The following is a 26,547-nucleotide window of genomic DNA, read 5'->3' on the forward strand; positions in this document are numbered from 1 at the left end:
CCATATGTTCAAGCCAGGGGGGCCAAAAAGTTTTGCACTTTCACACTTTGGTTTTGCACTTTGGCAATGTGCGTTTGGTGCAGTTGGTTGAGGAAGAGTGAACACCCTCAAGCGGATATCCGGCGCTGGCTATTGTGTCCAGGAAAGTGTTGCGCTGTTCCAGGTTGTGGTCAACGTATGGAGTTCATTGTTCAGAACGGGGTCAATGAGGAGTGCAGCAACCCGAAGGGCTTCATCTAGAATCAAGAATTCTTTTCGTATTTCGTTGCCAAATTTCTTTGCGGCTTTCGGGTACCGATCTGCCCACGTTGCATCAGGGATATTGAGATTTGTTGGGAGAGTAACGCCTCGGATTTGTTGCTGTGAGTTGAGAGCGTCGCGGAGTTCAGCAGCATTGAGCTGTGTTGTTGGCGGAAGCTCTGAAGCTAATAGCGCAATGTCGTAGAGATCGTGATAGCGTGTCGACGCTTTGCCCGGAGGTGTGTCGCCGTGTATCTCATACATTGCGCAGACTTTATCTGCGATCTGGTTTGCGATGGGGTACGACGTGACTTGGAAATGTTCTGGAAGATAAGGTGTCTGGACGTCGTAACTTGAAGCTACGGTGACTGATTCCACTTCACTAGTGACCTCAAGGTCACCACTGACGTCGATGGAAAACTCAATGAAGCGGTTGCTGCTACCTAAGCCGTAAGTGACTGTAACTTTGAGGCGTTTGCTGTCTATCGTGCCGATTCGTTCCGCCTTGCCATTGCTCTTTTCCACTTGAAATGTATAAGGGCCTACTCGGTGCTTGTTCATTGTCGCGATGAGGCTGTCAGCGGCTTTTAAGGCTGAGGTAGGGGCATATTGCCGAAATAGGTCGAGGTCTTTTGTCTGCCGGGCGCCTGGTATTCGGCAGTAAATGTTGGTGCCCCCTTTGAGCACCCAACCGTCGTTTAGGCGCATGAGTTCATGAAGGAACACCTCACGGAAAAACTGGTTATATACGTCGTTTGGCTTCTTTCCGGCGTGGCTTGCTTCCTTCTTCAGTGCTGAAACGATCTGACCGTGGCGCTCCCTTTGTTTTTGAGGTTGTGGCACAGGATTCTCCTTGAGGTTTTGCTGTGTGGGATGGGGGAAGAGGGGTGGACAGCCAGAGGGTCTTCAAACCTTCACTGTGCACGATCGTTTCGGCTAATTGTTTATGTGTTGCTTCGAGCGCATGGGCAGTAGCTGCTCTGCCAGCGAGCATGTTCTGGAGTGCCTCTTCTACATTGCTGCTGTGAAAGTCGGTTTGAAGTGGCATCTTTGCGACGAGCGCCTTTAACTCTTCAGCAAATGGCTCGAGCGCCTTGGCGACAGCTCTTTGGATTTGCTCTTCCATGATTGCCGCGGGAACAGGTGGAAAGCATTCTTTCCAAAGCATACGTAGCCCCTCCTGATCACCTTTTGGCAGGCCGAAAGCTGTTTCGTTTCCAGCAAAAGCGCTGAGTAGCTCAGGTTCTTGCAGTAATTGCTTTTCGCTCGCATCTGCGATGAGATCAAGGAGATGTTGGGGTTCATGTCCGTCTAGTGCGAGGTCCACGATGGTGCGAGCTGCAGTTGTGATGGGGAGGTTGTGTTCGGGGTGCAGGGTCCATTCGTGGTCGTCGAGTTTGTTTCGATGAAACTGGACTTCTGGTTGCCTACTTTGGCGTCGACGGTTGACGGTGAAGTGGATTCCATCGGGCCAGAGGTCACCGATGCCCCAGAGTTCAGCTGCGGTGGTGTGGGAGATGACGGATTCGGACGCCAATGTAGGGTCGTGGACCCGGTCAGCGGCCATCATCTCGGGTCGGAGTGCAAGCCATTGTGCTTTGACGTCTAACGCTGGACTCATCATGGTGCCGACGGTCGCATAAACCCCATGTCGAACTCGGATGAGTCCACCCCTTGTCTCTAGTCGGGAGAGAGTCAAGGGCGTTACTCCTTCTGCGCGTGCTTGTTTTGCCGTGCACAGTCCCCACTGTTGGGAAGCGATCTCCCCGATGATCTCCAACGATTCGGCGGCATCCATACTTCAAAAATTACCATATAGGATAGTTTTGCAGCACGGAGATTTCATAACTCCTGCGAAACTATCAGTCGGGTTGCCGCCTCCTCATCCCATGAGCTGCAGGATGTTCGCGGCTATTTCGTCCGCGCGGCGGACACCTTGATAAGTTCACCGCCGAGAAAGTTGCTGGCAGTGGCAGTGCCGCGGACAGTGGAAGCACGAGGGCTCTTATCGACGCCCCTTCGACCAACCACGCTTACCTTTAACACTCATGATCCAGTTTCCAGGTGAACTGTGATTATTTGTCCGCGCCGCGGAATCCAGCGACTACCTGTCCGCCCCGCGGACACCTGAATACCGACTCCATTGTCCGCGCGGCGGAATCTGCTGCAGCTTTCTTATCGACGCCCCTTCCACCGCGGATACCTTTCCGTCATCCACATCGTGTTCACTGCTGCCAACTGTCCGCCCGGCGGACACCCGAATACCGATCCCACTGTCCGCCCCGCGGACAGTTCGACTTGGAAACCGAGGTTTTCCAGAGTGTCCGCGGCGCGGAACTTTGCGACAACCCGAAGCCGCATGCGCCGATGGCAACCTGTCCGCCCCGCGGAAAGCCGGTGTGGTTGCCTGTCCGTGCGGCGGACACCTTGACGGGTTCACGCCGGGAAAGTTGCTGGTAGATGGCGTGCCGCGGACAGTGGAAGCAGCGGCGGGTTTTCTAATCAACGCCGGCTCCGTCCCATCACGTTTACCTTTCACAACGCGCCTCGGTTTCCGGGTGAGTGGTGGATGTCAGTCCGCCCCGCGGAATCTGCCGCAGCTTTTTATAGGTGGCCCTCCCACCACGGATACCTTCATCCGTCATCCACATCATGTTCACTGCGGCCGACTGTCCGCGCGGCGGACACCTCGACGGATTGCCGTCAAGAAATTCGCTGGTCACGATGGTGCCGCGGACAGTGGAAGCAGCGAATACTTTCTTATTGACGCCCTCTCCGTCCCACCACGCTAACCACCAACAACATGACCCGGCTTCCGGGTGAGCGATGAAGATCTGTCCGCGCGGCGGAATCCAGTGATAACTTGTCCGCCCCGCGGACATTCGAAACGAGTGAACTGTCCGCCCCGCGGACCTTTGCGACACCCGAAGTTGCGTACACCGTTAGCAATTGCTGTCCGCCCCGCGGAAAGCCGGTGTGGTTGCCTGTCCGCGCGGCGGACACCTCGATGTGGTTTCCACCAGGAAAGTCGCTGGTAGTTCCGATGCCGCGGACAGTGGAACCTTGAGGATTGTCCGCCCGCGGAATGGGTCCGAGGGGTTTATAAAAGAGACCTATAACAACATTGTCCGAGATGCGACCGGGTGGAAGATAGTCCAAATGTAATTTTGCGTATAGCTCGAAACACACTCGAAACGAACTTTCAAGTCGTGAAAAGCGCAAAACAATCTACTCGAAACCGTTTCGAGTAGATTGCCAAGGGGTCGTCAACTAGTCCTTTTATCTGTCAGCTCTAAAGCTCTCCCGCGAACGCACGAGAGGAGAGGGAAGTGTAGAGCTCGTTCAAAAGCATCGCTTTCTTGGTGAGCGAACTCGCTAGATTGTCTATCTGTAGAAGTTGACTGTTCAGCTCGAAAGCTTCAATTTCATTCAGTTGTGGTATTTCGAATTCGCTCAACGTAGTACGGCGAACATTCATGACACCAGAAGCTCCGGAAGCGTTGGATTCGACGTGGCGTCGAAAGCGTTGCGTTTGTAAGGCGGTGTGAAGAACTGCATTTGGAATGTTTGGACAAGAAATTTTCCAAACTTTATCTGGCAGGTAGAGGTTCCTTTTTGTGGCCGGTGCGATGGCTACAGCGCCAAGGAGTGAGGGGCTACCGCTGGCGCGTGCAAACAACAAGTCACCCTCGTGAATTAAATGATCTGGATTTGGCGTATAACTCGCAGGAAGTGGCTTTATTTCTGAAGCGTCAAAAATGCCACTCGAAACAGCACTAACTTTTATAACGAAGCTATCTGGCGATGCATCGTTACCTTTTGCCGTCAAGCTTTTGCCCGTTATTACTTGAAGGCCAGAATCTCCCAGTGACTTAAGCGTTGAATTACTGTTAGTGCAAGCTTCGAAAAACGAAACTTGTAATGTACTAGCCAAGGACTTTTGCCTGTGTACATTTGTCACTTGATCTTCTACAGAGTTGAGAATCTTCGCGATGCGCTGCTGCTCTTCCAAGGGTGGTAGGGGGATTTTGACGCGTTCGAATTCATCAAATTTAACGCTTCGGCGGCGTTCGACGCTTCCTTGCCCAATGAGCGAATACTGTTTGAGGGCGTTTCGTGATTTGAGGAAGCTATAAAGAAACTCCCTGTTGAGCACCGTTTCATCTACTGTAAATGTCTTATACATCGGGCTGATAAGACATCTTTCCGGAGCAAAGCCAAGTGATCCTTCATCTAAGTGAATTGTCGAATAGGCCCAGTCGTTCGTATTGCAGATCTTGTAGCGAGTTAGATCTTTTGAGTGCACTGTCTTGTTGAAGAACTCTGTTGATGGCATGAAGCCATTGTGTTTTGTTACTGAGTAAACGGGTAAAGCGTCGTCTTCCTTGTTCGTAATCCGAGTTTCTTCGATGAACTGCCCCAGCTTCACCATCTCCCACCCCATCTAGATCAGCCCCTTAAGTGTGCTCATGGCGTCGGCGATCTGCACGTCGAGGGCGTCGATGTCGGCAAGGATATCTTTCGGGTCGCGGGTTTCTTCGGCATCAAAAACGATTTCTTTATACCGGTTCATCGACAGGTCGTAGTCCGACTCGCGGATCTCGTCGACGGGGACGGTAAAGGACGCCTCGGTGCGGGCGCGGTCCTGTTCGGCGGCTTGGTTGTGGAAGCGGGCCACGACGTCGGGGAGGTTATTCAGGCGCAGCTGGTCGTCGTCAAGTGGAGTAGCGGGCCAGGGGCCGAGTAGTTCCTCGGCGAGCAGTGGGGTGCGTTTGTCGTCGAGGGAGCGCCCGTCAGCGGTGATGTCGTAGAACCAGATGTGCTCATTTTGGCCCGGTGAGTCGGTGCGGGTAAAGCACACGATGGCGGTGGACACGCCGGTGTACGGCTTAAACGCGCCGGAGGGCAGTTTGATGATGCCGTCGATTTTCTGGTTGTTCACAAGTTCTTTGCGCAGCGTCTTGTGCGCGCGCGTCGAGCCGAACAGCACACCCTCCGGCACAACGACGGCCGCCCGGCCGCCGAGTTTCAGCAAGGTTAAAAACCTTGCGATGAACAGTAGCTCTGTTTTCTTCGTCTTTATCGACGCCAACTCCGGATCCAAAATGTCCTGATTAATCGAGCCCGCAAACGGCGGGTTCGCCAGCAACACATCGAACGCCTCAAGCCGCTCGGGGGCCAGCTCCTGCAGGGAGTCAAGGTAGGAAATGTTCGGGTCGCTAAAGCCGTGCATGACCATGTTCATCGCGGCGATGCGCACCATGGTGGAGTCGAAGTCGAACCCGGTCAGGCCGCAGGCGAGGTAGTGTTCGCGCTGTTGTTTGGTGGCGTTTTTGAAATCATCACGCAGGTATTCGCTGGTGGCGGCGAGGAAGCCTGCGGTGCCGCAGGCTGGGTCGATAAGTCGGTCGGTGACCTTCGGCTCGGTCAGTGCCACGATCAGTTCGATGATGTGGCTCGGTGTTCTGAACTGTCCGTTCGTGCCGGCGGTGGCCAGTTTGGACAACATGTACTCGTACAAGTCGCCCGTCATGTCCTTATTCGAGAACTCCAGCTTCGCGATCATCGTCGCCACCGTTGTCAGTGTTGCCGGGTTCGGGATCAGGAACGCCGCATCCTTCATATGCGTGACAAACCCGCTGTCACGTGCGGCGCCGAGTTGTTTGATGTAGTCAAACCCCTCGCGGAACGCGGCGAAGCGCGCCTCGGGCGAATCGACGGCCAACAACTTGGAAAAGCGCAGGTGGTCGTGGGTGGCGTCGTAAAATATTTGGGTGTCATCGGGCTCGCCGCCCAGTGTGTTGGCGAGGAACTCGGCCTGTGCTTGGCGTTCGTCGAGCTGGCGCATGAACAGCAGGTAGGTGAATTGCTCGATGACGGTGATTGGGTTGGAGATGCCGCCGGACCAAAAAGCGTCCCAAATGCGGTCTACCTGGGACTTTAGTGCGCCTGTAATCATGGCGTCATTCTAACAACCGCGATGGGCAGGTAGCGAGATGCCATCACGGACTATCCGATGAGACTCATCTTCTAAACCTCACACAACCATTCAAATAATTCCTGAGCCGCAGCATCGGCGCCTCCTGGATAGTCAGCGTCCAACAAGTGTCTGGTCTCGTCGAAAATGTGGGTAGCGATTGCATTCTTTTGTTCCCTTGAGGCGTTCTTTTTCAGCTCATCAAGAGGCACTTTCAGCTCGACTGGAGGGTTCGTGCTCATAGAAAAAGAGCGCTTATCATCTGAATACACGCGCACGTAACATGCTGTGAGGGTTGATTCCAACACGACGTTTCCGAAAATGAGCGTGGTCAACTTCTTTTTAATCATGCCCCCAAAGTAGCGGTAGATAGCGCCTGCGGTTCGTGTGGCACCTTCCGTCGGCGGTCGAGGAAGTCCTCAAGCGGTTCTGACGCCCACGAGCGACCCTAGAACCATACAACTAACTTCCGACCAGGGCTTTTGGTGAAGGGCGCCTTTGGGGGTTGCACCAAATTTCCGTTTTTGAGCAGTTCGATTTGTAAAAGCCCAGGTCGGCGAGCACGCGTGAGAGAATTTGGTGCAGCTCACGTTTGAAACGGGGAACTTTTTCACAGCTGAGCCCCAAAACCCCCACTTACCACTGACATTTCCCCAGGTCGCACGTGCGTCGGCTTGAAATGGTTCCCAAGCTGCCCGATCATCGTGATCGGGTTCGAAATGACACTGGATCAAAAGCGTCCCAAATTCCGTCTACCTGGGACTTCAGCACGCCTGTAATTGAATAGCCACGCGGAACAGAAGATAGCGGCCTCCCGAGGCGGAGCTATCTTTTAAAAACCGCGATTTCTATAAGATAGGTGCGTATCGAGCAGCGCCTAAGTTCTGCTTTTCCAGATTTTCAGAAGATAGGGCAGAGCCGTCGTCGAAAAGTTGGACCCCTAGCGGGGCGCGATTTGGTCATACCTCATCCGAGGAGCAATATATTCGTGCTACCAATCGGACAACGTGAAGAACTGATTATGACTCAACAATTTCATCCGCGCGCATGGTTCCCCGTCGCAGGCAGCATGGTTGCTGTCGCATGGGGCGGCAACGAGTTCACCCCGCTGCTCGTGATGTACCGCGAAACCTCGCACTTTTCGCAGGTCACCGTCAATGGGCTGCTCGCCGCTTACGTCCTGGGCATCATCCCGGCGCTGCTGATCAGCGGTCCGCTGTCCGACCACATTGGACGACGCCCCACCATGCTCCCAGCCGCACCACTTTCGCTCGTGGGGTCCTTCCTGCTGTCCATCGCCCCGAACGAGCCACTGGTGATCGCGACGGGCCGCATCCTGTGCGGGCTCGCCCTGGGCATCGTGATGGCGGTGGGGTCCACGTGGGTCTCGGAGCTGATTATTAAAGCGGGCGGGGACCCGGCGTCGGGGCCGCGCAAGGCGTCGATGTGCCTGACCGTCGGCTTCCTGATCGGCGCGGCGCTCGCCTCCGTGCTGGCGCAGTGGGGACCGTGGCCTACGCATACCGCGTACGTGCTGCACATCCTGCTCACACTCGGCACCGCCTACTGGCTGCTCGACACCCCGGAGACCCGCCCGCCGCGCCGGGGCACCGTGAAGGAAACCTTCCTTGAGCTGCGCGTTCGCGACATGCTCGAAATGCTGCACATCCCATCCGCCGCGCACCGCCGCTTCGTGCGCATCGTCGTGCCGGTCGCGCCGTGGGTATTCGGGTGCGCCGGCGCCGCGTACGCCCTGCTGCCGCAGCTGCTGTCCAGCTCAGCGCACGATATGCCCATCGCGTTTTCCGGCTTCATGACGGTCGTGACCCTCGGCTGCGGCGTCGGCGTCCAGATGCTCGGCCGTGTCATCGATACGAGTAGGTCCGCCCGCGCGTCCGCCGTCGCGATGGCCGTGATCACCGTCGGCTGCATCCTTGCCGCCGAGGCGTCCCGGTCCCTCTCGCTGCCAATCGGCGTTGCGGCCGCCGCCATCATGGGCGCCGGTTACGGCCTGGCCCTGGTCGCCGGACTTTCCGAGGTCCAACGCATCGCCAACGCCGACGAACTCGCCGGCCTGACCGCCGTCTACTACTCGGTGTCCTACACCGGCTTCTTCATCCCGATGGTCTTCAGTGCCGCCGCGCCCGTCGTCGGCTTCACCACCCTGTTCGTCATCGGCACCATCCTTGCCCTGTGCTGCCTGGTCAACGTGGTCCTCGGCTGGCGCGCCCACCTGCCCGGCCCGACCTGGTAGGCGGCTGTCCCCGGCCTCTTTGCCGCCTCCGGCGCACCTCAAACCTGCTCGTAGCGTGCGCTTCGAAGCGTGCGATGCAGGTCGCGCTTTCCCACCCACCCCGGCCGATTTCTGGCGACCAGCGTCGCACTCCTTTAATACCTCGACCGGAACGAATTTCAGCAAGCAGCGCGCTATCTCCACAGCGCCATTCATGATCAACCAGGACGGTAATCAGCCCCGGCGCACCTCACACCTGCTCGTAGCGTGCGCTTCGAAGCGTGCGATGCAGGTCGCGCATTTCGACCCACCCCGGGCGATTTCCGGCGACCAGCGTCGCACTCCTTGAACACCTCGACCGGAACGAATTTCAGCAAGCAGCACGGCCCCAGCCCCCAACCCCCAGCCCCAGCACACCCGTCTATCCTGAAATATCCATAAAGATGTGCCCAGATGCGAAAAATCAGATACGGGGACATATTTCACACATTTTCGATTATTGTGAACCCATGGACCAAACACTGAACCCGTATTCGCCAGGTGCGGGACTGCGACCACCTGCGCTGACAGGGCGCGAAGCGGAGCTCGAGCTTGTCGAGGCGATCATCACAAGGACCCGCAGCGGATTGCACAATCGCGGCGTTATCCTGAGTGGTTTGCGTGGGGTGGGCAAAACGGTGTTGCTGAATGAACTCGCATCGCGTGCCGAGAATGCAGATTGGTTGACGGTGCAGCTTGAGGCAAGCGCTGATCGTGCTGGTGCGCAGCGGGTCCGGAAGCGGTTGGCCCGTGAACTGGCGTTGAGTGCGCGGAAGGTGTCGTTGCGTAAGCGGTGGCAGCATTTCAAGGACGCACTTCCAGCGATTTCTTCGTTTGCTTGGCATGTCGGTGGTATTGACGTCGCGCTGGAGGTACCTGCTCAGGCGGGTATTTCTGACTCTGGTGATATCGGGATGGATCTCGAGGAACTTGTGCTGAGTGTCGCAGAGTCCGCGCAGAAGGACGGGAAGGCGATTGCGTTTTTTATTGACGAGATGCAGGACCTTGATGCGGAATTGATGTCGGCGGTGATTACCGCGCAGCACCAGGCGGGCCAGCGTGGTTTGCCGTTTTATGTGTTCGGGGCGGGCCTACCTACGTTGCCTCAGAAGCTGGTGGAATCTCAGTCGTACGCGGAGCGTCTGTTCGAGTACCGCAAGATTGGTCCATTGTCAGATAGCGCGGCGGCGGCCGCACTTGAGGATCCGGCTACCAGGCAAGGGGTGCTGTTTACATCAGCAGCGTTGCGGAATCTTGTGGACGCCGCTCTGAATTACCCCTATTTCCTTCAGGAGTACGGGAAGGCGATCTGGAACGTTGCTCCTGCTTCGCCGTTTACCGAAAGTGATGCGCAACTTGCCGTGGCGGAAGGCAATGCGGCCCTTGACGCCGGGTTCTTCCCGAGCCGTTGGGAGCGCGCAACGCCTGGCGAGAAGCGCTATTTGCAGGCGATGGCTGCGCATTCTGCGAAGCAGGTTCCCACGAAGGACATTGCGGATTCGCTTGACGTTTCGGTGAATTCGTTGAGTAGTAACCGGAAGCACCTGATTGAGAAGGGTCTCATTTTTGCCCCTGACCACGGTGTTGTGCAGTTCACGGTCCCTGGAATGGCGGACTATATCAAGCGCCTATCCTGAAATATCCACAAAGATGTGCCCAGATGCGAAAAATCAGATATGGGCACATCTTTCACACAATTTCGCAATAATTGCAGGCCGCCCCGTACCGTAGCCGTATGCAATTCGTTCGCTCTCTCTTCCGCGGCGCGCCCGCAACCGCGTTCATCACTGTCGTCTGCCTGGGCGTTTTCGTGATTACGGCGCTCCAGGCGCACTCCATTAGCAACGTGGTGTGGGGCTCCAGCCTCGCCGAGAACATGGTGCTCTTCGGCCCATTTATCGACGCCCCCTCCGCCACCCTCCGCACCCTCCTGGCCGGCTTTCTGCATGTGGATATCTCCCACGTGGCCGTGAACATGATCACGTTGGCGTTGTTGGGCCCTCAGCTGGAGCGCCGCCTGGGGACTGGGCCGTATTCGTTGCTGTACGCGGCGGGTGTGTTGGGGTCGTCGGCGTCGGTGTTGGAGTGGAACTACGACGTGCCCACGGCCGGCGCGTCCGGCGCCCTCTACATGCTGATGGGCGTGTTGCTCGCGTTGTCGATGCGCCAGAAGGTCAACGTGCGGGCGCCGTTGGCGCTGGTCGGCGCGAATCTTGCTTACTCGGTGCTGTCCCCGGGTATCAGTCTGTGGGGGCACCTTGGCGGTTTGGTGGTGGGCCTGTTGGCGGGCTGGCCGGTGACGTCGGTGAAGAAGCGCGTCAGGTGGCTCGCGTCCGCCCTCGCGGCCGTAGCGGCTGTGGCTGCTGTGGCGTTTGTGATTGGTGTTGCCTAGTTTTTCACACGTTATCCCCAAGTTTGTACACCGGTGGAGAACTCCACAGACTTGTCCACATTGTGGATAAACACAACCGTGTAATTTCTAGAACATCGCTAGAACATGTCAGCGATTCACACTAAAAAACGCCTGGCGAATGGGCATCATTGCAGCTCATTACGCCAGGCGTTCGATGTGCGAATAGGTTGTGCACAGAGTTATCCACAGGTGTGGATAACGGTCCTCTCCACAGAACCATCCACAACCTGTGGATAACTTGGCACTACGAATTACACAAAATGCTCCCTAGAAGGTGCCCTTCAGCCAGCGGCCGAAGTCGGACACGGTCACGTCGCGGGAGTCGACGTTCTGGTCGTTCCACTGGGAGACGTCACCGGCCAGGCGGCTGGTCTGGGTGACCGTCATGTAGTTGTGCAGGCGGCCTTCCTTGGTCTTGCCGTCGCCGAAGCTGAACGCGCCGAGCAGCATGTCGTCACCAGCGTTGACCGGGTTGGACAGCGTCACCTCGAAGATGCGCGCGCCCTTCTTGGCGTTGTAGCCGAGGTCACGGATGTGCGAGCCGTTCGCGCCGGTCGTGGTGATCAGGCGGTCCACACCCTTCGGGCCCGATTCGGTACGCACCTCAACGCGGAACGTCAGCGCCGGGAACTCCGCCCAGTAGCGTTCGGTGCCCACGTTCTTCACACGCAGCGCCACGGACCCAGCAAAGCCGGAAGCTTTCCAGGAGCTCGTCGTGAAGTATGGCACCAGGTCGAGCGTAGGCGCCTCCGCATTATCGACGACCTCTTCGACCTCAGTGTTCTCCTCCGACGTCGCCTCATCCGACTCCTCGTCGGTGATCACCGCGGCGGTCTCGCCGTCGATTTCGACGTTGGTCACATTGGCTTCATCGTTGTCGTCGATGGTGGTGACGTCGTCAAGGTTCTCACCCTCGGTGATCTTCTGCACGTCCTCGTTGTACGCCGGGTTCGGGTTCTCTACCGTGTCAGTGACCTGCGCGCCGCGGTTCGGTGCCCACGAACCTGCAGGTGTGGAGTAGTTCTTGACTCGCACCTCGTTCTTGATCGGCACGTGGGCGACCCACGCCGTCGGCGTCGCCCACGTGCCGTTCGGGCGGCAGCGCTGCTGCGTGCCCGTCATGGTGACGGTGCGGAAGCCGTACGTCGCTTCGCCCGTGTTGCCCGCCGGAACCTCGTACGGCCCGATCTTCTGGCCGACGTTCCAGCTCAAGCTTCCGGACACCGACCAGCCCAGCATCTTCGCCAGCGAGTAGCCGATGTTGCCCTGCAGCCCATCCTTCGAGCCCGACCCACCAATGTTGATCGTCTCAGTCTTCGACCCGTTGACCGACGCCGAAATCGTCTGCGTGCGCGCCAGGTCCTGCGTCAGCGGGATGGTGCTCTTGGTCAGGTTGGTCGTCGAAATCGTGCCGACCGGCAAGAAGTTGTCCTTCACCTTGTACACGATGGTGCGGTAGTCCTCAGTGGAGTTGCACACTGGGCGCGGGTTGAGCACGTTCGCCTTCAAGTGGTCCGATCCCCTGTAGGTGTGGATGATCGGCAGCGCATCATTGGTCGCTGGGGTTTCGGGGTACGACTCCTCAAGCGTCTGAGCCGTGGCTGGGGTCAGCGTACCGGCAGCTAATGCCAAGGCCGCTACAACGCCCGTCATGGAACGAATAAACCGCATGACTATACCTTTCATAAGGTGACAATAGTAAAATAGCAGGTCAGGGCCTTTCTGGCCCTGTTCCTATGTGTACACCTTCTGTGCGCGGATTGTTCAACAATCCACCCCCGTGCCACCCCGCTACCGAACACCTGTGGGGAACCTGGCGGCTTTCCTGTGCGTCTAAACCTCATGTTGGAAAACACTGAACTTTTCGCATCCATCGTGGACACGCGCACTCTCCGTCACCGTCTGCACAGCCCCGAGTACCGACGCCTCAACCGGACGCAATGCATCCCGTCGCGCACCTGGGGGCAACTCAATGCCTGGCAGCGGCACCTCGTGCGCGCTTATGCCACCGCCCGCGCCATGACCAAAGGCTGCCTCGTAGGCAGGACCGCCGCCCGCATCCACGGCATGTGGGTCATCAGCCTCAGCGAAGAAATCCAAGAAGTAACGACGCCCAGCCGCCGCGGCCCCGCGAAACACCTCGTCGAGCCCGACGTCCGCTACCGCACCTCCGCGTTGAGCGCCGCCGAGGTCACTACCGCGTACGGCATCCGCCTCTCCACTCCCATCCGCACCGCGATCGATATCGCCCGCTATCACGGGTTTCATGAAGGGCTGATCGCCATGGATTGGCTGCTCTCCATCGCGCACGTGGAGCGCAGCGACATCCTGCTGCACATCGAGCGCATGGGCCGCGTCCGCAACTGCGGCGTGGCGCGCGACGCCGCGCGCGCCGCGGTCTACAACGCCGATTCCCCCATGGAGTCCCTCGCCCGCGCCGAGTTCCTCCTCCGCGGCGTCACCGGCTGGAAGTTCCAGGCACAGGTGCAGCGCTACCGCGTCGACTTCCTTTTCGACGACTCCGTCATCCTCGAACTCGACGGCGACACCAAACACGCCTCCGACCCCCGCCGCAGCCTCCTGCAGGAGCGCAAACGCGAACGCGAGCTAACCAACCAGGGATACACCGTTCTACGGTACGGCTTCACGGATGTGCTTCACCGCATGGACGAGATCCTCGCCCGAATCGAGCTGGAACGGGCCCGCGCAAAGGGCCGCGCGGCCCGCTAAAACGCACGTCAAAACCGCACGTCAAAACGCAAATGGTAGTAACAGGATTGTAGTAATCCCCGAAATGGGGGCCAAAATCGGGATTACTACAATCCTGTTACTACCATCTACGAAAAATCCCGGAAAAACGCCAGAGGCTAGCGCCACCCCATGGTCATGAGCAGGCCGAGGATCATGCCTGCGAAGCCGATGCCGTAGTTCCACGGGCCGAGCTCCGCAAGGAACGTCAGCTGGTCGCCGGCGATGTAGTAGAAGATAATCCAGCCGAGGCCGAGCAGCATCAGGCCAAACATGATGGTCTTGTACCAGATCGGGGTGCCGCCGGTGTTGATCTTGACCGGGGTGCGGGACACGCCAGTTGGGGTTGATACGGGGCGGTGGTCCTTGGTGATTTTTGCCTTTGGCATTATGTCAGTCCTTTACAAGCAAGTGCGGTGGCTTTTCCAGCTATCAGGGTTTTTACCTTATCAGGCGTTCGGCGGTGAACTGCCAGAGGTTGTAGCCGATGGCGGCGTCGCGTCGGACGGTGTCGCCGGCGTTGACCTCTTGGTGTCCGATGAGCCCGTTGTCCACGAGGGCGCCGGTCGGGACGGTTGGTCCTTCGACGAGGCGTCCGCTCCAGCCGGCGTCGCGTAGCGCTTTGTCGGCGTCGGCGGGTTTCATGCGGGTGATGTTCGGCATGGTCATGAGCATGCCGTTGGAGACGCGCACTTCGACGGTGGTGCCCTTGGCTACCTCGGTGTTTTCGCCGGCGACTGCGATGACTTCGCCGTCTGGGCGTTCGGAGTCGACCTTGTTCACGGTGACTTGGAGCCCCATGGAGCCGAGGGTGGCGGACGCTTGGTTGACGTTGACGCCGGACAGCGACGGTACCTGGACCATTTCGGGGCCGTCGGACACCGTGACGGTCACCTTGGATCCCTTGGAGATCTGGGTGCCGGCTGCGGGGTGCTGGCTGATGATCTCGCCCTTCGGCACGTCTTCGCTGGCTTCTCGACGCAGCTCCGCATTCAGTTCCAGGTCGGCATCTTCGAGGACCTTTGCGGCTTCTTGGGCGTCCATGTTGGTGACGTCGGGGACGTCGGTAAGCTCGCGCCCCGAGGAGACGTTGACGGTGACGAGTGTGCCGCGCTGGAGTTCGGACCCGGCGATCGGGTTGGTGTCGATGACGTTGCCGCGCTTGATGTCGGGGCTGGGCTCGTCGGAGACGGCAACCTGGAAGCCGAGGTTTTCGAGTTCGGCGACGGCTTCTGCGCGTGGTTTGTCGGCGAGGTCCGGGATGATGACCATCTGGGAGGACTTGTGGGTCTCTCCGCTGTTGGGGGAGAAGTAGGAGTAGGCGAGCCAGCCGGAGGCACCGATGATGGCGGCGCCGAGGCCGATTGCAAGCCACTTCATCCAGGTTGGGGTTGTGGTTTCGTGTTCGCGGCGGTGGGCGGCGTAGCGTCCAGCAGCCCCAGCGCCGACTGCTCCGGCGCCAGCCTTCTCCGGCAGATGCCCGACGGGTCGGCTGTCCGGGCGCGGGGCGCGGCGCGGCGCGTTGCCCTGGACGGTTTCGGAGACCATGGTGGCATCATCGGAGGGGTCGACGGGTTCGGGTTCGGGGGCGGCGAGGTGGCTGCGGGCGGCGTTGGTCACGGCGCCGCGCTTGAGGAGTGCCAGGTCTTCGCCCATTTCGGTGGCGGTTTGGTAGCGGTCCGCCGGGTGCTTGGCCATCGCGGTGAGGATGACGCTGTCCAGGTTGACGGCCTCGTTGGGGGTCAGTTCGCGGTCGGCGGGGACGCGCTCGCTTGGCGGGATGGGGTCTTCCTGGACGTGTTGGTAGGCGACGGCGAAGGGGGATTCGCCTTCGAATGGTGGTTTGCCGGTGACGGCTTCGTACATGACGCAGCCGAGGGCGTAGATGTCGGAGCGGGCGTCGGCTGCTTTGCCGCGTGCCTGCTCGGGGGAGAGATATTGCGCGGTGCCGATGACGGCAGAGGTTTGCGTCATGGCGGAGGTGGAGTCATCCAGTGCGCGGGCGATGCCGAAGTCCATCACCTTCACCTCGCCGGTGTTGGTGATCATGATGTTGGCGGGTTTGATGTCGCGGTGGATGATGCCGGCGTCGTGGCTGGCTTGCAGCGCGTGCGTGACGGGCAGCAGGAACGCGGCGGCTTTCTGGGGGCTTAAGGGGCCGTCGGCGCGCACGAGGTCGCGGAGGTTTTGCCCGGTGACGCGTTCCATGACGATGAAGGGGACGTCGACACCTGAGACTTCTTCGGTGCCGGTGTCGTAGACGGCGACGATGTTGGTGTGGTTGAGCCGCGCCGAGTTTTGGGCTTCTTTGCGGAAGCGTTCGCGGAAGTTTTCGTCGCGCGCCATGTCGATTTTGAGCATTTTGACGGCGACGTCGCGGCCAAGCACGGTGTCGGTGGCTGCGTAGACGTCGCTCATGCCCCCGGTGCCGATGATGGCGCCGAGTTCGTATCGGTTAGCGATCGTTGTCATTTACGCATTTCCTCCGAGGATGTTTGGCAGATTGTGCAAGTCTAGTTCACCATTGCCGATTTCCCCACCAACCGGGCTTTCGCTGGGTACCTGCGTCGTGGGCGCCTCATTATGTATCGACGTCCCCTCCGTCGGCTGTTGCTCCGGCACCGAAGAGCGGGTGTGGGTTGGCTGCGTCGGCGTTTCGTCCTCGATGGTGAGCGTGGCCGGGGCGCTGCTGTGCCTACTGGGCTTGCTGTGTTCAGTGGGCGTGTCGGGGGCGTGCGTGGTCGGCTCCTCGACGGGTTCCTCGTAGGTCGGTTCGGTTTCCACGGTGGTGGTTTGGGTGACCACGCTTTGGCGCGGGGCGGTGCTGCTCGGGGTGCTGCCGCCGAGGGTGCCGTTGTTGAATGCCCAGGCCACGCCGCCGATGACGGCGAGGGTGATCACGCCGAGCGCGATGCCGACCCAGTAGCCGGCGGTGCTGCGCCGCTTCCCAGGAGCAGCAACGTCAGCGGGCGCCGGGCGCACAGGCATCGCTGCGCGCGCCGGGGCCTGCGGTGGCACGGACGGGCGGCGCCGCGGCGCGGCGGGCCGGGCCGTGGTCGGCCGGGACATGTCGGCGAGCATCTGGGTGGACGCGGTCGGGGAGGGCTCGATGGCGATGACGGCCGTGTCGCCGCCGGGCTGCGTCGGGCGCATCCCCTGGCGGACCTGTTCGACGGCCAGCTGCATCTCGTTGCCGTCCCGGAAGCGCTGGGTTGGCGTTTTGCGCAGGGCGATCTCGATGAGTTCGCGCGCCGGGGCGCTCACGCTAATCGGCAGCGCGGGTGGTTCGGCGGAGACGTGCGCCAGCGCCACGGAGACGGAGGAGTCCCCGGTGAACGGGCGTTTCCCGGCGAGCATCTCGTAGCCGACGACGCCGAGCGAGTAGACGTCGGACGCCGCCGTGACCTTCTTGCCTTGGGCCTGCTCGGGGGAGACGTACTGGGCGGTGCCCACGACCATCCCGGTGCGCGTCAGCGGCACGGCCGCCGCCGCCTTCGCGATGCCGAAGTCCGTAATCTTGATCTGCCCGTTCTGGGTGATCATGAGGTTGCCGGGCTTGATGTCGCGGTGCACCAGCCCCATGCGGTGGATCACGGCGAGGCCGTGCGCGGCCTGTTCCAGCACGTCAAGGGCCATGTCTTCCTTGAGCTGGCCTTCGCGCGCGATGAGGTCGGCGAGGGATTCGCCGCGGATGTATTCCATGGCGATGAAGCACATGGGGAACCCGCCGTCGGTCTTGACCTCGCGGTAGTCGTAGGTGGCGACCACGTTGGGGGAGTTGATCCCCTCCGCCGAGTTGGCCTCGTTGCGGAAGCGGGTGAGGAACTCCTGGTTGGCGGTAAATTCGGGCCGCAGCACTTTGAGGGCTACTTCGCGCTCGTGGCGGACGTCGTCGGCAAGCCAGACGGTGGACATGCCGCCGTGCCCGATGATCCATTGCAGCTGGTAGTCGGGACCGATGAGCTTCTGTAGTTCGTCTTTGTTTTCGTAGTTCATCGCGCGTTGGTTCCTTCCTCATCAGCTGGCGCTGCGGGTGCCGCGTAGAGCACCGCGCGCCCGAGTGGTGCGGAGACTTGCCCCCCGGTCGCCCCGGTGCCCAGGCCGCCACCATTCTTGACGACGACCCCCACCGCCACATCCTTCACCGGGTCAAAGGCGACGTACCAGGTGTGCGGCGCTGCGCCTTCGGCGTGCTCGGCGGTGCCGGTTTTGGAGGCGAAGCCGTTGCCGTCGTAGCCCCAGGTGTCGCGCTCGGAGCCGAACATGAGGTCCTTGATGGTGTTTGCTTCCTCGGGTTTGATGGAGTCGGAAAGCATGCGGGGTTTGGTGGTTTCGATTTCGCGCAGGTCGGGGCTGAGTACGCGGTTGACCACGTACGGCGCCATACGGCGGCCCTCGTTGGCGACGGTGCCGGCCATCACGGCGGCCTGCAGGGCGGTCATGGTGACGTCGCGTTGCCCGATTGCGGACTGGCCAAGTTCGGCGTCGCCGGGCAGGTCGCCGAGCGAGCCGGCCGCGTTGGGCATGCCGAGGTCGTACTGCTCGCCGATGCCGAATCCGTGGGCGGCCTCACGCAGCGCGTCAGCGCCGACGGCCATGCCCATCTGCACGAACGCCGTGTTGCAGGACAGTGCGAACGCGGTGCGCAGCGGCACCTGGCCGCCGCCGGCGCAGGCCTGGCCCGCGTAGTTGGTCAGGGGCACGGTCGTGCCCGGCAGGGTGATGGACGGCGCGCCCGTCAGCGGGGAATCCGGCGTGTAGCCGTTGCGCAGCCCGGCGGCGGTGGTGACGATCTTGAAGATCGACCCCGGCGGCAGCTGGTCCTGCGTCGCGTGGTTGAGCAGCGGCTTGCCGGGGTTGTTGTTCACCTCGGCCCAGGCGCCCTCGGCGGTGTCAGGGTTGGAGATCGCGTTCGGGTCGTACGAGGGCGTCGACGCCATCGCCAGCACCTGGCCGGTCGACGGGCGTAGCGCCACGATCGCGCCCTCGTAGTTGCGGTTCGAAAGCTGTTCGTAGGCCAGGGCCTGCAGGTGCGGGTCGATGCTCAACTCAACCGAGTTGCCCACCACGTCCTGCTCCAGGCCGGTGCGCAGGAAGCGGGAGGACTTGCCGGAGCCCGCCCCGGTCAGTTGCCCGTTGTAGCCGGCCTCGATCTGGGAGGTGCCGTACTGGTCTGACACGTAGCCGAGCACCGGCGCAAAGGACCACGGCATGTTCGGGTACGTGCGCTGGTAGGAGCCGTCCTCGAGCGGGTGGGACTCCGCCAGCACCTGCCCGCCGGCGCTGATCTGGCCGCGGTTGATCTGGCGCAGCTCCACCACGGTGCGTGAGTTCAGCGGGCTTTGCGCGTACTTCTCCTCGCGGAAGCCCTGCACCACGGTGAAGTTCACCAGCAGCGCCACAATCAGCAGCAGAGCAATTCCTGCGCCTAAGCGGATGGACTTGTTCATCGTGCGCTCACCGCCTCCGGTGCCTGGGCACCCATCGCCGAAGCATCAAACTCCGCCGGTTTGTTCGCCGCGTTCGAGATCCGCAGCAGCAGCGCCAGCAGTACGTAGTTCGCCATGATCGACGAGCCACCAGCGGACATAAACGGCGTGGTCAGGCCGGTCATCGGGAGCATCGCGGAGATCCCTCCGGCGACCACGAAGATTTGGATAGCGATGGTCGTCGCTAAGCCTGCGGCCAACAACTTGCCGAACGTGTCACTGACCTGCAGCGCCGCCGAGTAGCCGCGGGTAATGAAGATGGCGAACAGGCACAGCACGCTGGCCACACCCACGAGCCCGAGCTCCTCACCAATCGCCGCCAGGATGTAATCCGAGTGCGCCACCGGCACCATTTCCGGGTGGCCGTAGCCCAACCCGGTGCCGGTCAGCCCGCCCCAGGACAGGCCGAACAGCGCCTGCGACGGCTGGTAGCCCGTGGTGTCAAAGTTGGCCAGCGGGTCCATGAAGTTCGCGACGCGGTCCTGGATCTTCTCACTGACCTGGTACACCGCGTACCCGCCGATGGCCACCAGCCCAGCACCGATGACCAGCCAGGACGTCCGCCCTGAGGCGAAGTACACCATGCCCAGCACCGTGGCGAACAGCAGGAGGGCCGGGCCGAAGTCATTCGACACCGCCATGATCGCAATCGCGATCGCCCACACCGCCAAAATCGGCGCCAGGTCGCGCAGGCGCGGGAAGCTCATCCCCAGCAGCGTCTTGCCCGCCACCGTGAACAGGGCACGCTTCTGCGCCAGCAGCTGGGCAAAGAACACCAGCAGCAGGATCTTCGAGAACTCACCCGGCTGGAACGAGAACGGCCCCAGCCAGATCCAAATCCGCGCATCCGCGAACCCGGGCGGCTGCGGCCACACCAGCGGCAACGCCAACAGCACCAGGCCCAGCAGGCCCAGCAGGTAGGAGTAGCGGGCCAGCGCCTTATGGTCGCGCACAATCACGAGTGTGCACACCATCAGCACCACACCCACCAAAGACCACATCACCTGGCGCTCCGCGAGCGGCGCGTACCCTGGGCGTTCCGCTAGGTCCAGGCGGTAAATCACCACCAGGCCAATCGCGTTGAGCAGCGAGACCAGCGGCAGCAGCAGCTGGTCCGCGTGCGGCGCCGCCAGCGAAATCGCCACGTGGGCAATCGCGTAGACGCCCACGAACCCGCCGACCAGGTAGAACATCTCCGTCGACATCGTGCGGCCCTGGCTTAGCTCCAGGCCGAACAGCATCAGCAGCAGCAACCCCGCCGAGCACAGCAGCAGGAGCAGCTCCTTCGCACGCCGAAACACACGAGACATCGCTACTTCACCTCCCGGCACGCGCCCTGCGGGGCGTCCTTCGCCGCATCATTATCGACGCACACCGGCAACGCCTCACCAGCCAACCGGTTCAGGATTCCCAGCACATCGTCATACGTGCCGCCCTTGAAGTTCTCCACCGTGTTCAGCTGGCTCTCCGGCAGGTCATTGATACCGAAGATCACGCAGTCCTGCGGCACCGAGTTCGACGACACAATCTGCAACTTGTTCTGCTCATTAATGCACGCCCGCTGAATCACCTCGCGGCGCGGCTCCGTAAACAACGACGTCCCGACGGCCCGCTCAATCGCGAAGTGGCCGTCGTTGCCGTCGGTGCCTAAAAAATAGCGGTCGTTGAGCCTATCGTTCGTCCACAACACCGCCGCCAGCGACAACATCAGCACAATCGCCAACGCGGACAGCACCCACGGCCAAATGTTCACTTTGCGGCCAAACCGCTGGTCATCCTCCTCGTCCGCCGACGCGTCACCCGCGCCGGGCTGCGACCCACCACGGCCGCCCTCACGATTGTGGTTCGGCGGAATCGTCTCCGACTTGCGCATCAACGCCGCCGCACGAGACGCCGAAGAGTCCGGGTGCGTCGACTCGAACTCCGGCGCCAACGCGCCCGCCATCGCAGGGGACGTCGGCAAGTCGGGGTGCTCCTCGCCGTCTTTGACCTCCACCACATCAGCGATGACCACCGTGATGTTGTCCGGCCCACCCGAACGCAGCGCCAGCTCAATCAGCCGCTGCGCCGCCACCGACGGGGTGCCCTGACCAAGCGCCTCCCCAATCGTCGACGCCGTCACCGGATCCGACAAGCCATCCGAGCACAACAACACACGATCCCCCGCGCGAACCTGAACCATCTCCAGGTGCGGCTCCACCGGGTTGCCCGTGTACGCCTTCAAAATCAACGACTTCTGCGGGTGACTCGACACGTCCTCCGGGTCCAGCTTCCCTTCGTTGACCAGGGACTGCACAAACGTGTCGTCCTCGGTGATCTGGCGAAGCTGGCCGTCGCGAAGCAAATACCCGCGGGAATCGCCCACGTGAATGAGGCCGAACTCGGCACCGTTGAACATCAACGCCGTCAGCGTCGTGCCCATGCCCTCCTGCTCCGGGTGCTGCGCCACCGAACGCTCAATCGTCGCGTTCGCATCATCCGCAGCTGCCCCGAGCAGCGCCAACATGTCGGCGTCCTCCGGGTCCCGGTCGAGGTGCTCCATGTGGCTGACCATCAACTGCGAGGCAACCTCGCCCGCAGCGTGGCCACCCATCCCGTCCGCAAGCAGCAGCAGGTGTGGGCCCGCGTAGGCGGAGTCCTCATTGTTTCCACGCACCAGACCCTTGTCCGATGCCGCCACATAATTCAACCGCAGCGTCATGGCATCAACCTCACAATCGTGCGCCCCATCTTGATATTCGTCCCCACCGACACCCGCTCCGGCTGGTCAATGCGCATGCCCTGTACAAAGGTGCCGTTGCGGGAGTCCAGGTCCTCAACAAACCAGTCGCTGCCGCGGCGGAACAGTCGCGCGTGCCGCGAGGACGCAAAATCGTCCCCAAGCTGGAAATCATTATCCGGCGAGCGGCCCAGCGTCACATGCTCCACACTCGCAATCTCCATGTGGGAGCCCTGCAGCGGCCCCTCAACGACCGCAATCTGCCGGACCTTCTCACGCGACTGCAGCGGTTTCCCCGCCTGCTTCACTTGTCGACGCCCAGCTCCACCCACCTCACGCACATTCTTCCGCTGCACCCACAACACCAGCAGAATGAACAGCCAGAGCAGCGCGAGCAGGCCAAAGCGTGCGCTCAGGATCACCGCGGAATCCAACAAAGGAGCTCCTTCAAATCGGGGCTTGTTTAGCCTGTTGTGCCGTTAGGCCTGGAAAAATTCTGTCTGCGGGTGCGACGCCGCATCCGTGTAGCGCGGCGCGCCCTCCTCCGGGTCCGGCGTCGCCGGGGTCGATGCCCTCGGCTCCACGATGCGCACCTCAATGTGGGAGTGCCCGAGGGTGATCACGTCACCGTCGGCAAGCATCCAGTTCTCCACGGGCTCATCATTGACCGTCGTGCCGTTCGTCGACTGCAAATCGACCAACACCGCAACCTGGCCATCCCACGTAATCTCCGCATGCTGCCTCGACACACCCGTGTCCGGCAGGCGGAAATCCGCATCATTCGAACGGCCCAAAATATTCGAGCCCTCATGCACCAAGTAAGTGCGCGACGACCCGTCCTGCAACAGCAGGCTCACAGTCGCTTCGCCGCCCTCAACCGGCGTCATCGTATTTGGCTCATGCATGTGATCCTCCTGATCCCGGTTTGCCGCATGACGGTGCCTACCACCCTTCGACCGCTTCGTAGGCTCCGCCACAATGGCATCAAACCCACTCGCGACCTCCGGCTGCGGATCAATATAAGAACTGACCCGCAACTGGCCCGTACGCAGCCCTGACTCCTCCGCGATCCGCACAACCGCCGGCCCATCAAAGAACCAGCCCTGGTTGCGCACATACCGCGTCAGTTGTTCCGCGAGGTGCACCGGCAGGTCACGCTCCTGCGACAAGTTCTCCAAATCCTTCGAAGAAACACCCACCGCGAACACATTCGGCACCACAAACTCATCATGGTCAGTCACCACAACAGAGTCCTGCGCCTCCTGCTTCAGCAGCTCCTCGATCTCAGCCGGAACCACCTTGCCGCCAAACAGCGCCGCCATCGAATTATCCAGGCCACGCTGCAACGTACTGTCCAGCTTTGCCAATCGATCCATGACTCCCATCCGCATGCACCTCCTTTCTTTAACCCCGTTAGTATAGGTGCGCATTCCGACACAACCTAGCGTGAAACACCTTTACGCCCCATGACATGCGGATTTGGCACTTCTCTATGTAAGGGTGTTATATTGTTCCAGTGCCCGCCCGGGTGGCGGAATTGGCAGACGCGCTGGCTTCAGGTGCCAGTGTTCGCAAGAACGTGGGGGTTCAAGTCCCCCCCCGGGCACAAACGGACCGGCTCTCCTTCGGGAGGGCCGGTTCTTTTTGTGTTTGGTCTCTAGCAGGGGGAGCGAGTGCCAAAAGACGCAACCCGATTTGGTCCGGCCATTTAAAGTGCCAGTTCAGAAAAGTGCTAGATGTTAAACGATGTCAGATTTGGCACTCCTGCGAGTTTCCTGTGCACCACAATCCCCGTTTTCGAGCAACCCGAGCGGCGTTTCCCCAGGTCGCGAAAATGCAAACCCGGAATCTGGTGCAAAGTTCCTCACAGGCGCCAGCTACACTCGCTATCCTCGAAAACCATGAGAGTTGGCATTATCGGTGCTGGTATTTCGGGTCTCGCGCTGGGTGCGACCCTGCATCGTGGTGGGGTGGACGTGCAGTTGTATGAGCGCCACGGACACATCCGCGGTACGGGTGCAGGGATCACGTTGGCCGAAAACGGACTTACGGCACTTGATGCGTTAGGGATTGGGGCTGCGTTCCGTCATCGCCAGTGGGGGCAGACCCTTGTGCGGGGTGGGATTCGGTGCCCGGAGGGGGAGTGGTTGTCGTGTATTCCAGCGGATGGGCTCGGCATTGATCGCGCGGAGCTCCACACGCTGCTGCTCAAGCACCTGCCCGAAACGCTCGTCCACACGTCCGCCGAGGCCGTGGACGTTGAGGCGCAGACCGGAACGGTCACTTTCGCCGATGGCAAAGTCGAGCGTTTCGACGTCGTGGTCGGCGCGGATGGGATCCGCAGCGCGGTTCGGCGTAGTTGCTTTCATGATCCTGGTATCGCCTACGCGGGCTACAACGCCTGGCGCGGCGTCAGCGATGGCCCGCTTTACGACGCCGTCTTCGAGACCTGGGGCGAGCGCGCTCGCTTCGGCGCCGTCCCACTTCACGACGGCCGCGTCTATTGGTTCGCCGTTCTTTCCGGGGCAGAGGCCACACCGGGCGAGGCTCGCCTTGACCTGCTCAAAAGCACCTTTGCCTCCTGGCATGACCCCATCCCGGACCTGCTGCGCGCAACACCTGACGAGTCGATCCAGCTTTTGCCGATCCAAGAGTTGGCGTCACCGCTACCCACTTATTGCAACGGCAAAGTGGTGCTCGTCGGGGATGCGGCACACGCCATGACTCCGAATCTTGGGCAGGGGGCGTGCCAGGGACTTGAGGACGTCGCTGTCCTTTCCGCTCTCCTTCTCAACGGCACCCAGGACATTCGCACCTACGATGAGTACCGCCTTCGGAGGAGCCAAACGATTGCGCGTCAGTCCCGGCTCGTTGGGCGGGTTATTCACGCCGGAGGAAGGAAGGTGGCGTCGATACGTAATTGGGTGCTTGGGCGCGTGCCGGATTCAGTGAGTCAGCGCCAGGTGCAGTCGGTGACTGCATGGCAGATGCCGGCGCTATAGAAATATGGGGCCGCCCGCCTATATGAGCAGCGCGCACCTAGTAAGGTGAGCTGCAGTATTGTTGCATATCCCTGAAGGAAGCCCCTCATGACGAACCCGTACCAGCCCGACGACACCCACCCCGGCACTGACGAGTGGACGTCTCAGCAACAGCAGTACCAGCAGCCGTACTACCAACAGCCATACCAGCCACAGCCCCCGTACCAGCCGCAGCAGCAGAAGAGCAACACTGGCCTGGTGGTTGCGTTGTCGGTGTTGGGGACGCTGGTGTTGTTGGCGCTGGCTGGAGCGGTGGCGTTTTTGTTCGTGCGTTCCGATGGGTCGAATGGCGGGCAGCAGGATCCGGTGATCGTGACGGAGATTGAGACGGTCGCGCCGGAAGCCGGCAACAACGGCAGCCAGAACAACCAGGGCAACAAGCCTAATGTGAACCGGCGTGAGCCGATGGGGTCGAGTGCGGGGTTCTCGAACGCGACGGCGGAGACCGGGAATACGTCGTCGGAGTTCGCGGGCAATGTGTTGGCTGTGTTTAATGAGCGGGCTGCAGCCACGGGTGAGTTCCCGGGGTCGTTGAGTGTGTATAGCCCGGTGACGGGGCAGACGTACACGATGTCGTGCTGGCCTGCGGGTGGGGGAGCCCGGTGCCAGGGCGGTAATAACGCGTCGGTGTATTTGTACTAATGGCGTTGTATCCTCGCCCGTTGTCGGTGGGCGATCATGTTCGTGTGGTGGCTCCGGCGCGTTCGTTGGCGTATGTGGAGCAGGGCCCGGCGGGTCGTTTTGTGGCTGAGTTGGCCACGCGGCGCCTGGAGCAGCTTGGCCTGTCGGTGAGTTTTGGGGCGAATGTGCGGGTGTCGGACATGTTTTGGTCTGCGCCGGGCAAGTTGCGGGCTGAGGATCTTATCGACGCCTACTCCGACCCTTCTGTCGACGGCATCATGAGCGTGATCGGCGGCTTTACCAGTAACGAGATTCTGCCTCACCTGGACTTTGATGTGATTGCGGAGCACCCGAAGTTCCTGTGTGGGAATTCGGATGTGTCGGCGTTGGCGAATGCGGTGTATGCGAAGACGGGCCAGGTGGTCTACGTGGGCCCGCATTGGTCGACGTTGGGGATGCGCGATTTCGGTGAGGTGACCCGTGACGCGTTTGTGCAGGCGGCGTTTACTGATGGGCCGATCGTGTGGCAGCCGGGGGACTGGTTCACGGACGATGACTGGTTTATTAACCAGGATGGTCGTGTGCAGGAGCCGGATGATGGCTGGTGGGTGATCCAGGAGGGCCGCGCGGAGGGGATTGCGCTTGGGTCGAATTTGGGCACGTTGGGGTTGTTGTCGGGCACGGAGTTCATGCCGTCCCTGAACGATGCGGTGTTGTTTGCGGAGGTGACGGGGAAGTACACCGTGATGGATTTCCGGCGTGAGCTGGTGTCGTTGTTGCAGGCCCCGGATGGTCACGGGATTGAGGGCTTGGTGATTGGGCGTTTCCAGACCGCGAGCCGTGTCACGAGGGTGATGGTGGAGGAGATGGTGGCGTCGATACCTGAGTTGAGGGGGAAGCCGGTGGTGGCGAACGCATCGTTTGGACACACGAACCCGTTGTTGACGTTCCCGGTCGGCGGGCGTGTGGATGTTTCGGTGGAGGGGGGAGAGGCGTCGATTAGTTTTCCTAGAGTGTAGTTTGTCCC

General features: G+C 60.8%; 22 protein-coding genes and 1 tRNA gene. 8 read left to right on the top strand and 15 right to left on the bottom strand.

Annotation, left to right across the window (positions count from 1 at the left end; translation table 11 throughout):
* Positions 1–129: 129 nt before the first annotated feature.
* From KBP54_RS00205 to KBP54_RS00230, 6 genes are all read right to left on the bottom strand, one after another.
* Entirely contained in the window at positions 130–1,083 is a 954-nt protein-coding gene (locus tag KBP54_RS00205; RefSeq protein ID WP_246814950.1) for a nucleotidyl transferase AbiEii/AbiGii toxin family protein, read from the bottom strand.
* Positions 983–2,038 carry a type IV toxin-antitoxin system AbiEi family antitoxin domain-containing protein gene (locus KBP54_RS00210; RefSeq protein ID WP_070479067.1) on the bottom strand — a complete coding sequence of 352 codons (1,056 nt, stop codon included), beginning with the start codon at positions 2,036–2,038 and terminating at the stop codon, positions 983–985. The genes KBP54_RS00205 and KBP54_RS00210 overlap by 101 nt, the downstream gene beginning before the upstream one ends.
* A gap of 730 nt (positions 2,039–2,768) precedes the next feature.
* Positions 2,769–3,122: a hypothetical protein gene (locus tag KBP54_RS00215; protein WP_256005886.1), complete on the bottom strand. Its 354-nt coding sequence runs from the start codon at positions 3,120–3,122 to the stop codon at positions 2,769–2,771.
* Between the two features lie 410 nt (positions 3,123–3,532).
* Complete coding sequence (locus tag KBP54_RS00220; RefSeq protein ID WP_256005888.1) at positions 3,533–4,672, bottom strand: restriction endonuclease subunit S; 1,140 nt, start codon at positions 4,670–4,672, stop codon at positions 3,533–3,535.
* Positions 4,673–4,684: 12 nt separating this feature from the next.
* Positions 4,685–6,199: a type I restriction-modification system subunit M gene (locus KBP54_RS00225; protein ID WP_256005889.1), complete on the bottom strand. Its 1,515-nt coding sequence runs from the start codon at positions 6,197–6,199 to the stop codon at positions 4,685–4,687.
* A 71-nt stretch (positions 6,200–6,270) separates the two neighbouring features.
* Positions 6,271–6,567, bottom strand: coding sequence for a hypothetical protein (locus KBP54_RS00230; protein WP_256005891.1), 297 nt, complete (start codon positions 6,565–6,567; stop codon positions 6,271–6,273).
* Between the two features lie 671 nt (positions 6,568–7,238).
* Between KBP54_RS00230 and KBP54_RS00235 the strand changes: the two genes are divergently transcribed.
* From KBP54_RS00235 to KBP54_RS00245, 3 genes are all read left to right on the top strand, one after another.
* Positions 7,239–8,471 carry an MFS transporter gene (locus KBP54_RS00235; RefSeq protein ID WP_071573210.1) on the top strand — a complete coding sequence of 411 codons (1,233 nt, stop codon included), beginning with the start codon at positions 7,239–7,241 and terminating at the stop codon, positions 8,469–8,471.
* A 488-nt stretch (positions 8,472–8,959) separates the two neighbouring features.
* A complete protein-coding gene (locus KBP54_RS00240; protein ID WP_256005893.1) occupies positions 8,960–10,126 on the top strand; it encodes an ATP-binding protein in 1,167 nt (388 codons plus the stop codon).
* A gap of 98 nt (positions 10,127–10,224) precedes the next feature.
* The gene (locus KBP54_RS00245) at positions 10,225–10,881 is read left to right on the top strand and encodes a rhomboid family intramembrane serine protease (protein ID WP_256005894.1); all 657 of its coding nucleotides are present in this window, start codon (positions 10,225–10,227) and stop codon (positions 10,879–10,881) included.
* A gap of 288 nt (positions 10,882–11,169) precedes the next feature.
* Here KBP54_RS00245 and KBP54_RS00250 read toward each other — a convergent pair whose 3' ends face one another.
* Complete coding sequence (locus KBP54_RS00250; RefSeq protein ID WP_256005896.1) at positions 11,170–12,573, bottom strand: hypothetical protein; 1,404 nt, start codon at positions 12,571–12,573, stop codon at positions 11,170–11,172.
* 171 nt (positions 12,574–12,744) lie between these two features.
* Between KBP54_RS00250 and KBP54_RS00255 the strand changes: the two genes are divergently transcribed.
* Positions 12,745–13,632: an endonuclease domain-containing protein gene (locus KBP54_RS00255; protein WP_256005897.1), complete on the top strand. Its 888-nt coding sequence runs from the start codon at positions 12,745–12,747 to the stop codon at positions 13,630–13,632.
* Positions 13,633–13,769: 137 nt separating this feature from the next.
* Here the strand turns inward: KBP54_RS00255 and crgA are convergent, their stop codons facing one another.
* The 8 genes from crgA to KBP54_RS00295 are packed head-to-tail and all read right to left on the bottom strand — an operon-like array spanning position 13,770 to position 23,243.
* Positions 13,770–14,039 (bottom strand): cell division protein CrgA, encoded by a 270-nt coding sequence (gene crgA / locus KBP54_RS00260; protein ID WP_070363346.1) that lies wholly within the window; start codon positions 14,037–14,039, stop codon positions 13,770–13,772.
* 52 nt (positions 14,040–14,091) lie between these two features.
* Positions 14,092–16,122, bottom strand: a complete 2,031-nt coding sequence (pknB, locus tag KBP54_RS00265) for a Stk1 family PASTA domain-containing Ser/Thr kinase (protein ID WP_256005899.1) — start codon at positions 16,120–16,122, stop codon at positions 14,092–14,094.
* The gene (locus KBP54_RS00270; protein ID WP_256005900.1) at positions 16,123–17,646 is read right to left on the bottom strand and encodes a serine/threonine-protein kinase; all 1,524 of its coding nucleotides are present in this window, start codon (positions 17,644–17,646) and stop codon (positions 16,123–16,125) included.
* Positions 17,643–19,100, bottom strand: a complete 1,458-nt coding sequence (locus tag KBP54_RS00275; protein ID WP_256005902.1) for a penicillin-binding transpeptidase domain-containing protein — start codon at positions 19,098–19,100, stop codon at positions 17,643–17,645. The genes KBP54_RS00270 and KBP54_RS00275 overlap by 4 nt, the downstream gene beginning before the upstream one ends.
* Positions 19,097–20,449: an FtsW/RodA/SpoVE family cell cycle protein gene (locus KBP54_RS00280; RefSeq protein WP_256005904.1), complete on the bottom strand. Its 1,353-nt coding sequence runs from the start codon at positions 20,447–20,449 to the stop codon at positions 19,097–19,099. The genes KBP54_RS00275 and KBP54_RS00280 overlap by 4 nt, the downstream gene beginning before the upstream one ends.
* 2 nt (positions 20,450–20,451) lie before the next feature.
* A complete protein-coding gene (locus tag KBP54_RS00285) occupies positions 20,452–21,840 on the bottom strand; it encodes a PP2C family protein-serine/threonine phosphatase (protein WP_256005905.1) in 1,389 nt (462 codons plus the stop codon).
* Positions 21,837–22,292 (bottom strand): FHA domain-containing protein FhaB/FipA, encoded by a 456-nt coding sequence (locus KBP54_RS00290; protein WP_070363634.1) that lies wholly within the window; start codon positions 22,290–22,292, stop codon positions 21,837–21,839. Before KBP54_RS00290 ends, KBP54_RS00285 begins: the two co-directional genes overlap by 4 nt.
* Before the next feature lie 45 nt (positions 22,293–22,337).
* Complete coding sequence (locus KBP54_RS00295) at positions 22,338–23,243, bottom strand: DUF3662 and FHA domain-containing protein (RefSeq protein ID WP_256006666.1); 906 nt, start codon at positions 23,241–23,243, stop codon at positions 22,338–22,340.
* Positions 23,244–23,380: 137 nt separating this feature from the next.
* Between KBP54_RS00295 and KBP54_RS00300 the strand changes: the two genes are divergently transcribed.
* From KBP54_RS00300 to KBP54_RS00315, 4 genes are all read left to right on the top strand, one after another.
* Positions 23,381–23,464: transfer RNA gene (locus KBP54_RS00300), tRNA-Leu, on the top strand.
* A gap of 295 nt (positions 23,465–23,759) precedes the next feature.
* Positions 23,760–24,860: an FAD-dependent monooxygenase gene (locus tag KBP54_RS00305; protein WP_070363339.1), complete on the top strand. Its 1,101-nt coding sequence runs from the start codon at positions 23,760–23,762 to the stop codon at positions 24,858–24,860.
* Positions 24,861–24,947: 87 nt separating this feature from the next.
* Positions 24,948–25,541, top strand: a complete 594-nt coding sequence (locus KBP54_RS00310) for a hypothetical protein (protein WP_070363338.1) — start codon at positions 24,948–24,950, stop codon at positions 25,539–25,541.
* Complete coding sequence (locus KBP54_RS00315; RefSeq protein WP_070363337.1) at positions 25,541–26,539, top strand: S66 family peptidase; 999 nt, start codon at positions 25,541–25,543, stop codon at positions 26,537–26,539. The genes KBP54_RS00310 and KBP54_RS00315 overlap by 1 nt, the downstream gene beginning before the upstream one ends.
* The last annotated feature ends 8 nt before the right edge of the window (positions 26,540–26,547 follow it).

This window comes from Corynebacterium pseudogenitalium (genome assembly GCF_024453815.1).
Lineage (GTDB): Bacteria > Actinomycetota > Actinomycetes > Mycobacteriales > Mycobacteriaceae > Corynebacterium > Corynebacterium pseudogenitalium.

Excerpts from the sequence above, each read along its gene's own strand:
- KBP54_RS00240 (WP_256005893.1), top strand. The coding sequence starts at position 8,960 with ATGGACCAAACACTGAACCCGTATTCGCCAGGTGCGGGACTGCGACCA.
- KBP54_RS00235 (WP_071573210.1), top strand. The coding sequence starts at position 7,239 with ATGACTCAACAATTTCATCCGCGCGCATGGTTCCCCGTCGCAGGCAGC.
- KBP54_RS00230 (WP_256005891.1), bottom strand. The coding sequence starts at position 6,567 with ATGATTAAAAAGAAGTTGACCACGCTCATTTTCGGAAACGTCGTGTTG.
- KBP54_RS00295 (WP_256006666.1), bottom strand. The coding sequence starts at position 23,243 with ATGGGAGTCATGGATCGATTGGCAAAGCTGGACAGTACGTTGCAGCGT.
- KBP54_RS00270 (WP_256005900.1), bottom strand. The coding sequence starts at position 17,646 with ATGAACTACGAAAACAAAGACGAACTACAGAAGCTCATCGGTCCCGAC.
- KBP54_RS00210 (WP_070479067.1), bottom strand. The coding sequence starts at position 2,038 with ATGGATGCCGCCGAATCGTTGGAGATCATCGGGGAGATCGCTTCCCAA.
- KBP54_RS00220 (WP_256005888.1), bottom strand. The coding sequence starts at position 4,672 with ATGGTGAAGCTGGGGCAGTTCATCGAAGAAACTCGGATTACGAACAAG.
- KBP54_RS00225 (WP_256005889.1), bottom strand. The coding sequence starts at position 6,199 with ATGATTACAGGCGCACTAAAGTCCCAGGTAGACCGCATTTGGGACGCT.
- KBP54_RS00285 (WP_256005905.1), bottom strand. The coding sequence starts at position 21,840 with ATGACGCTGCGGTTGAATTATGTGGCGGCATCGGACAAGGGTCTGGTG.
- KBP54_RS00250 (WP_256005896.1), bottom strand. The coding sequence starts at position 12,573 with ATGCGGTTTATTCGTTCCATGACGGGCGTTGTAGCGGCCTTGGCATTA.
- KBP54_RS00305 (WP_070363339.1), top strand. The coding sequence starts at position 23,760 with ATGAGAGTTGGCATTATCGGTGCTGGTATTTCGGGTCTCGCGCTGGGT.
- KBP54_RS00215 (WP_256005886.1), bottom strand. The coding sequence starts at position 3,122 with ATGTCCGCGGGGCGGACAAGTTATCACTGGATTCCGCCGCGCGGACAG.
- KBP54_RS00245 (WP_256005894.1), top strand. The coding sequence starts at position 10,225 with ATGCAATTCGTTCGCTCTCTCTTCCGCGGCGCGCCCGCAACCGCGTTC.
- pknB (WP_256005899.1), bottom strand. The coding sequence starts at position 16,122 with ATGACAACGATCGCTAACCGATACGAACTCGGCGCCATCATCGGCACC.
- KBP54_RS00315 (WP_070363337.1), top strand. The coding sequence starts at position 25,541 with ATGGCGTTGTATCCTCGCCCGTTGTCGGTGGGCGATCATGTTCGTGTG.
- KBP54_RS00275 (WP_256005902.1), bottom strand. The coding sequence starts at position 19,100 with ATGAACAAGTCCATCCGCTTAGGCGCAGGAATTGCTCTGCTGCTGATT.
- crgA (WP_070363346.1), bottom strand. The coding sequence starts at position 14,039 with ATGCCAAAGGCAAAAATCACCAAGGACCACCGCCCCGTATCAACCCCA.
- KBP54_RS00255 (WP_256005897.1), top strand. The coding sequence starts at position 12,745 with ATGTTGGAAAACACTGAACTTTTCGCATCCATCGTGGACACGCGCACT.
- KBP54_RS00280 (WP_256005904.1), bottom strand. The coding sequence starts at position 20,449 with ATGTCTCGTGTGTTTCGGCGTGCGAAGGAGCTGCTCCTGCTGCTGTGC.
- KBP54_RS00310 (WP_070363338.1), top strand. The coding sequence starts at position 24,948 with ATGACGAACCCGTACCAGCCCGACGACACCCACCCCGGCACTGACGAG.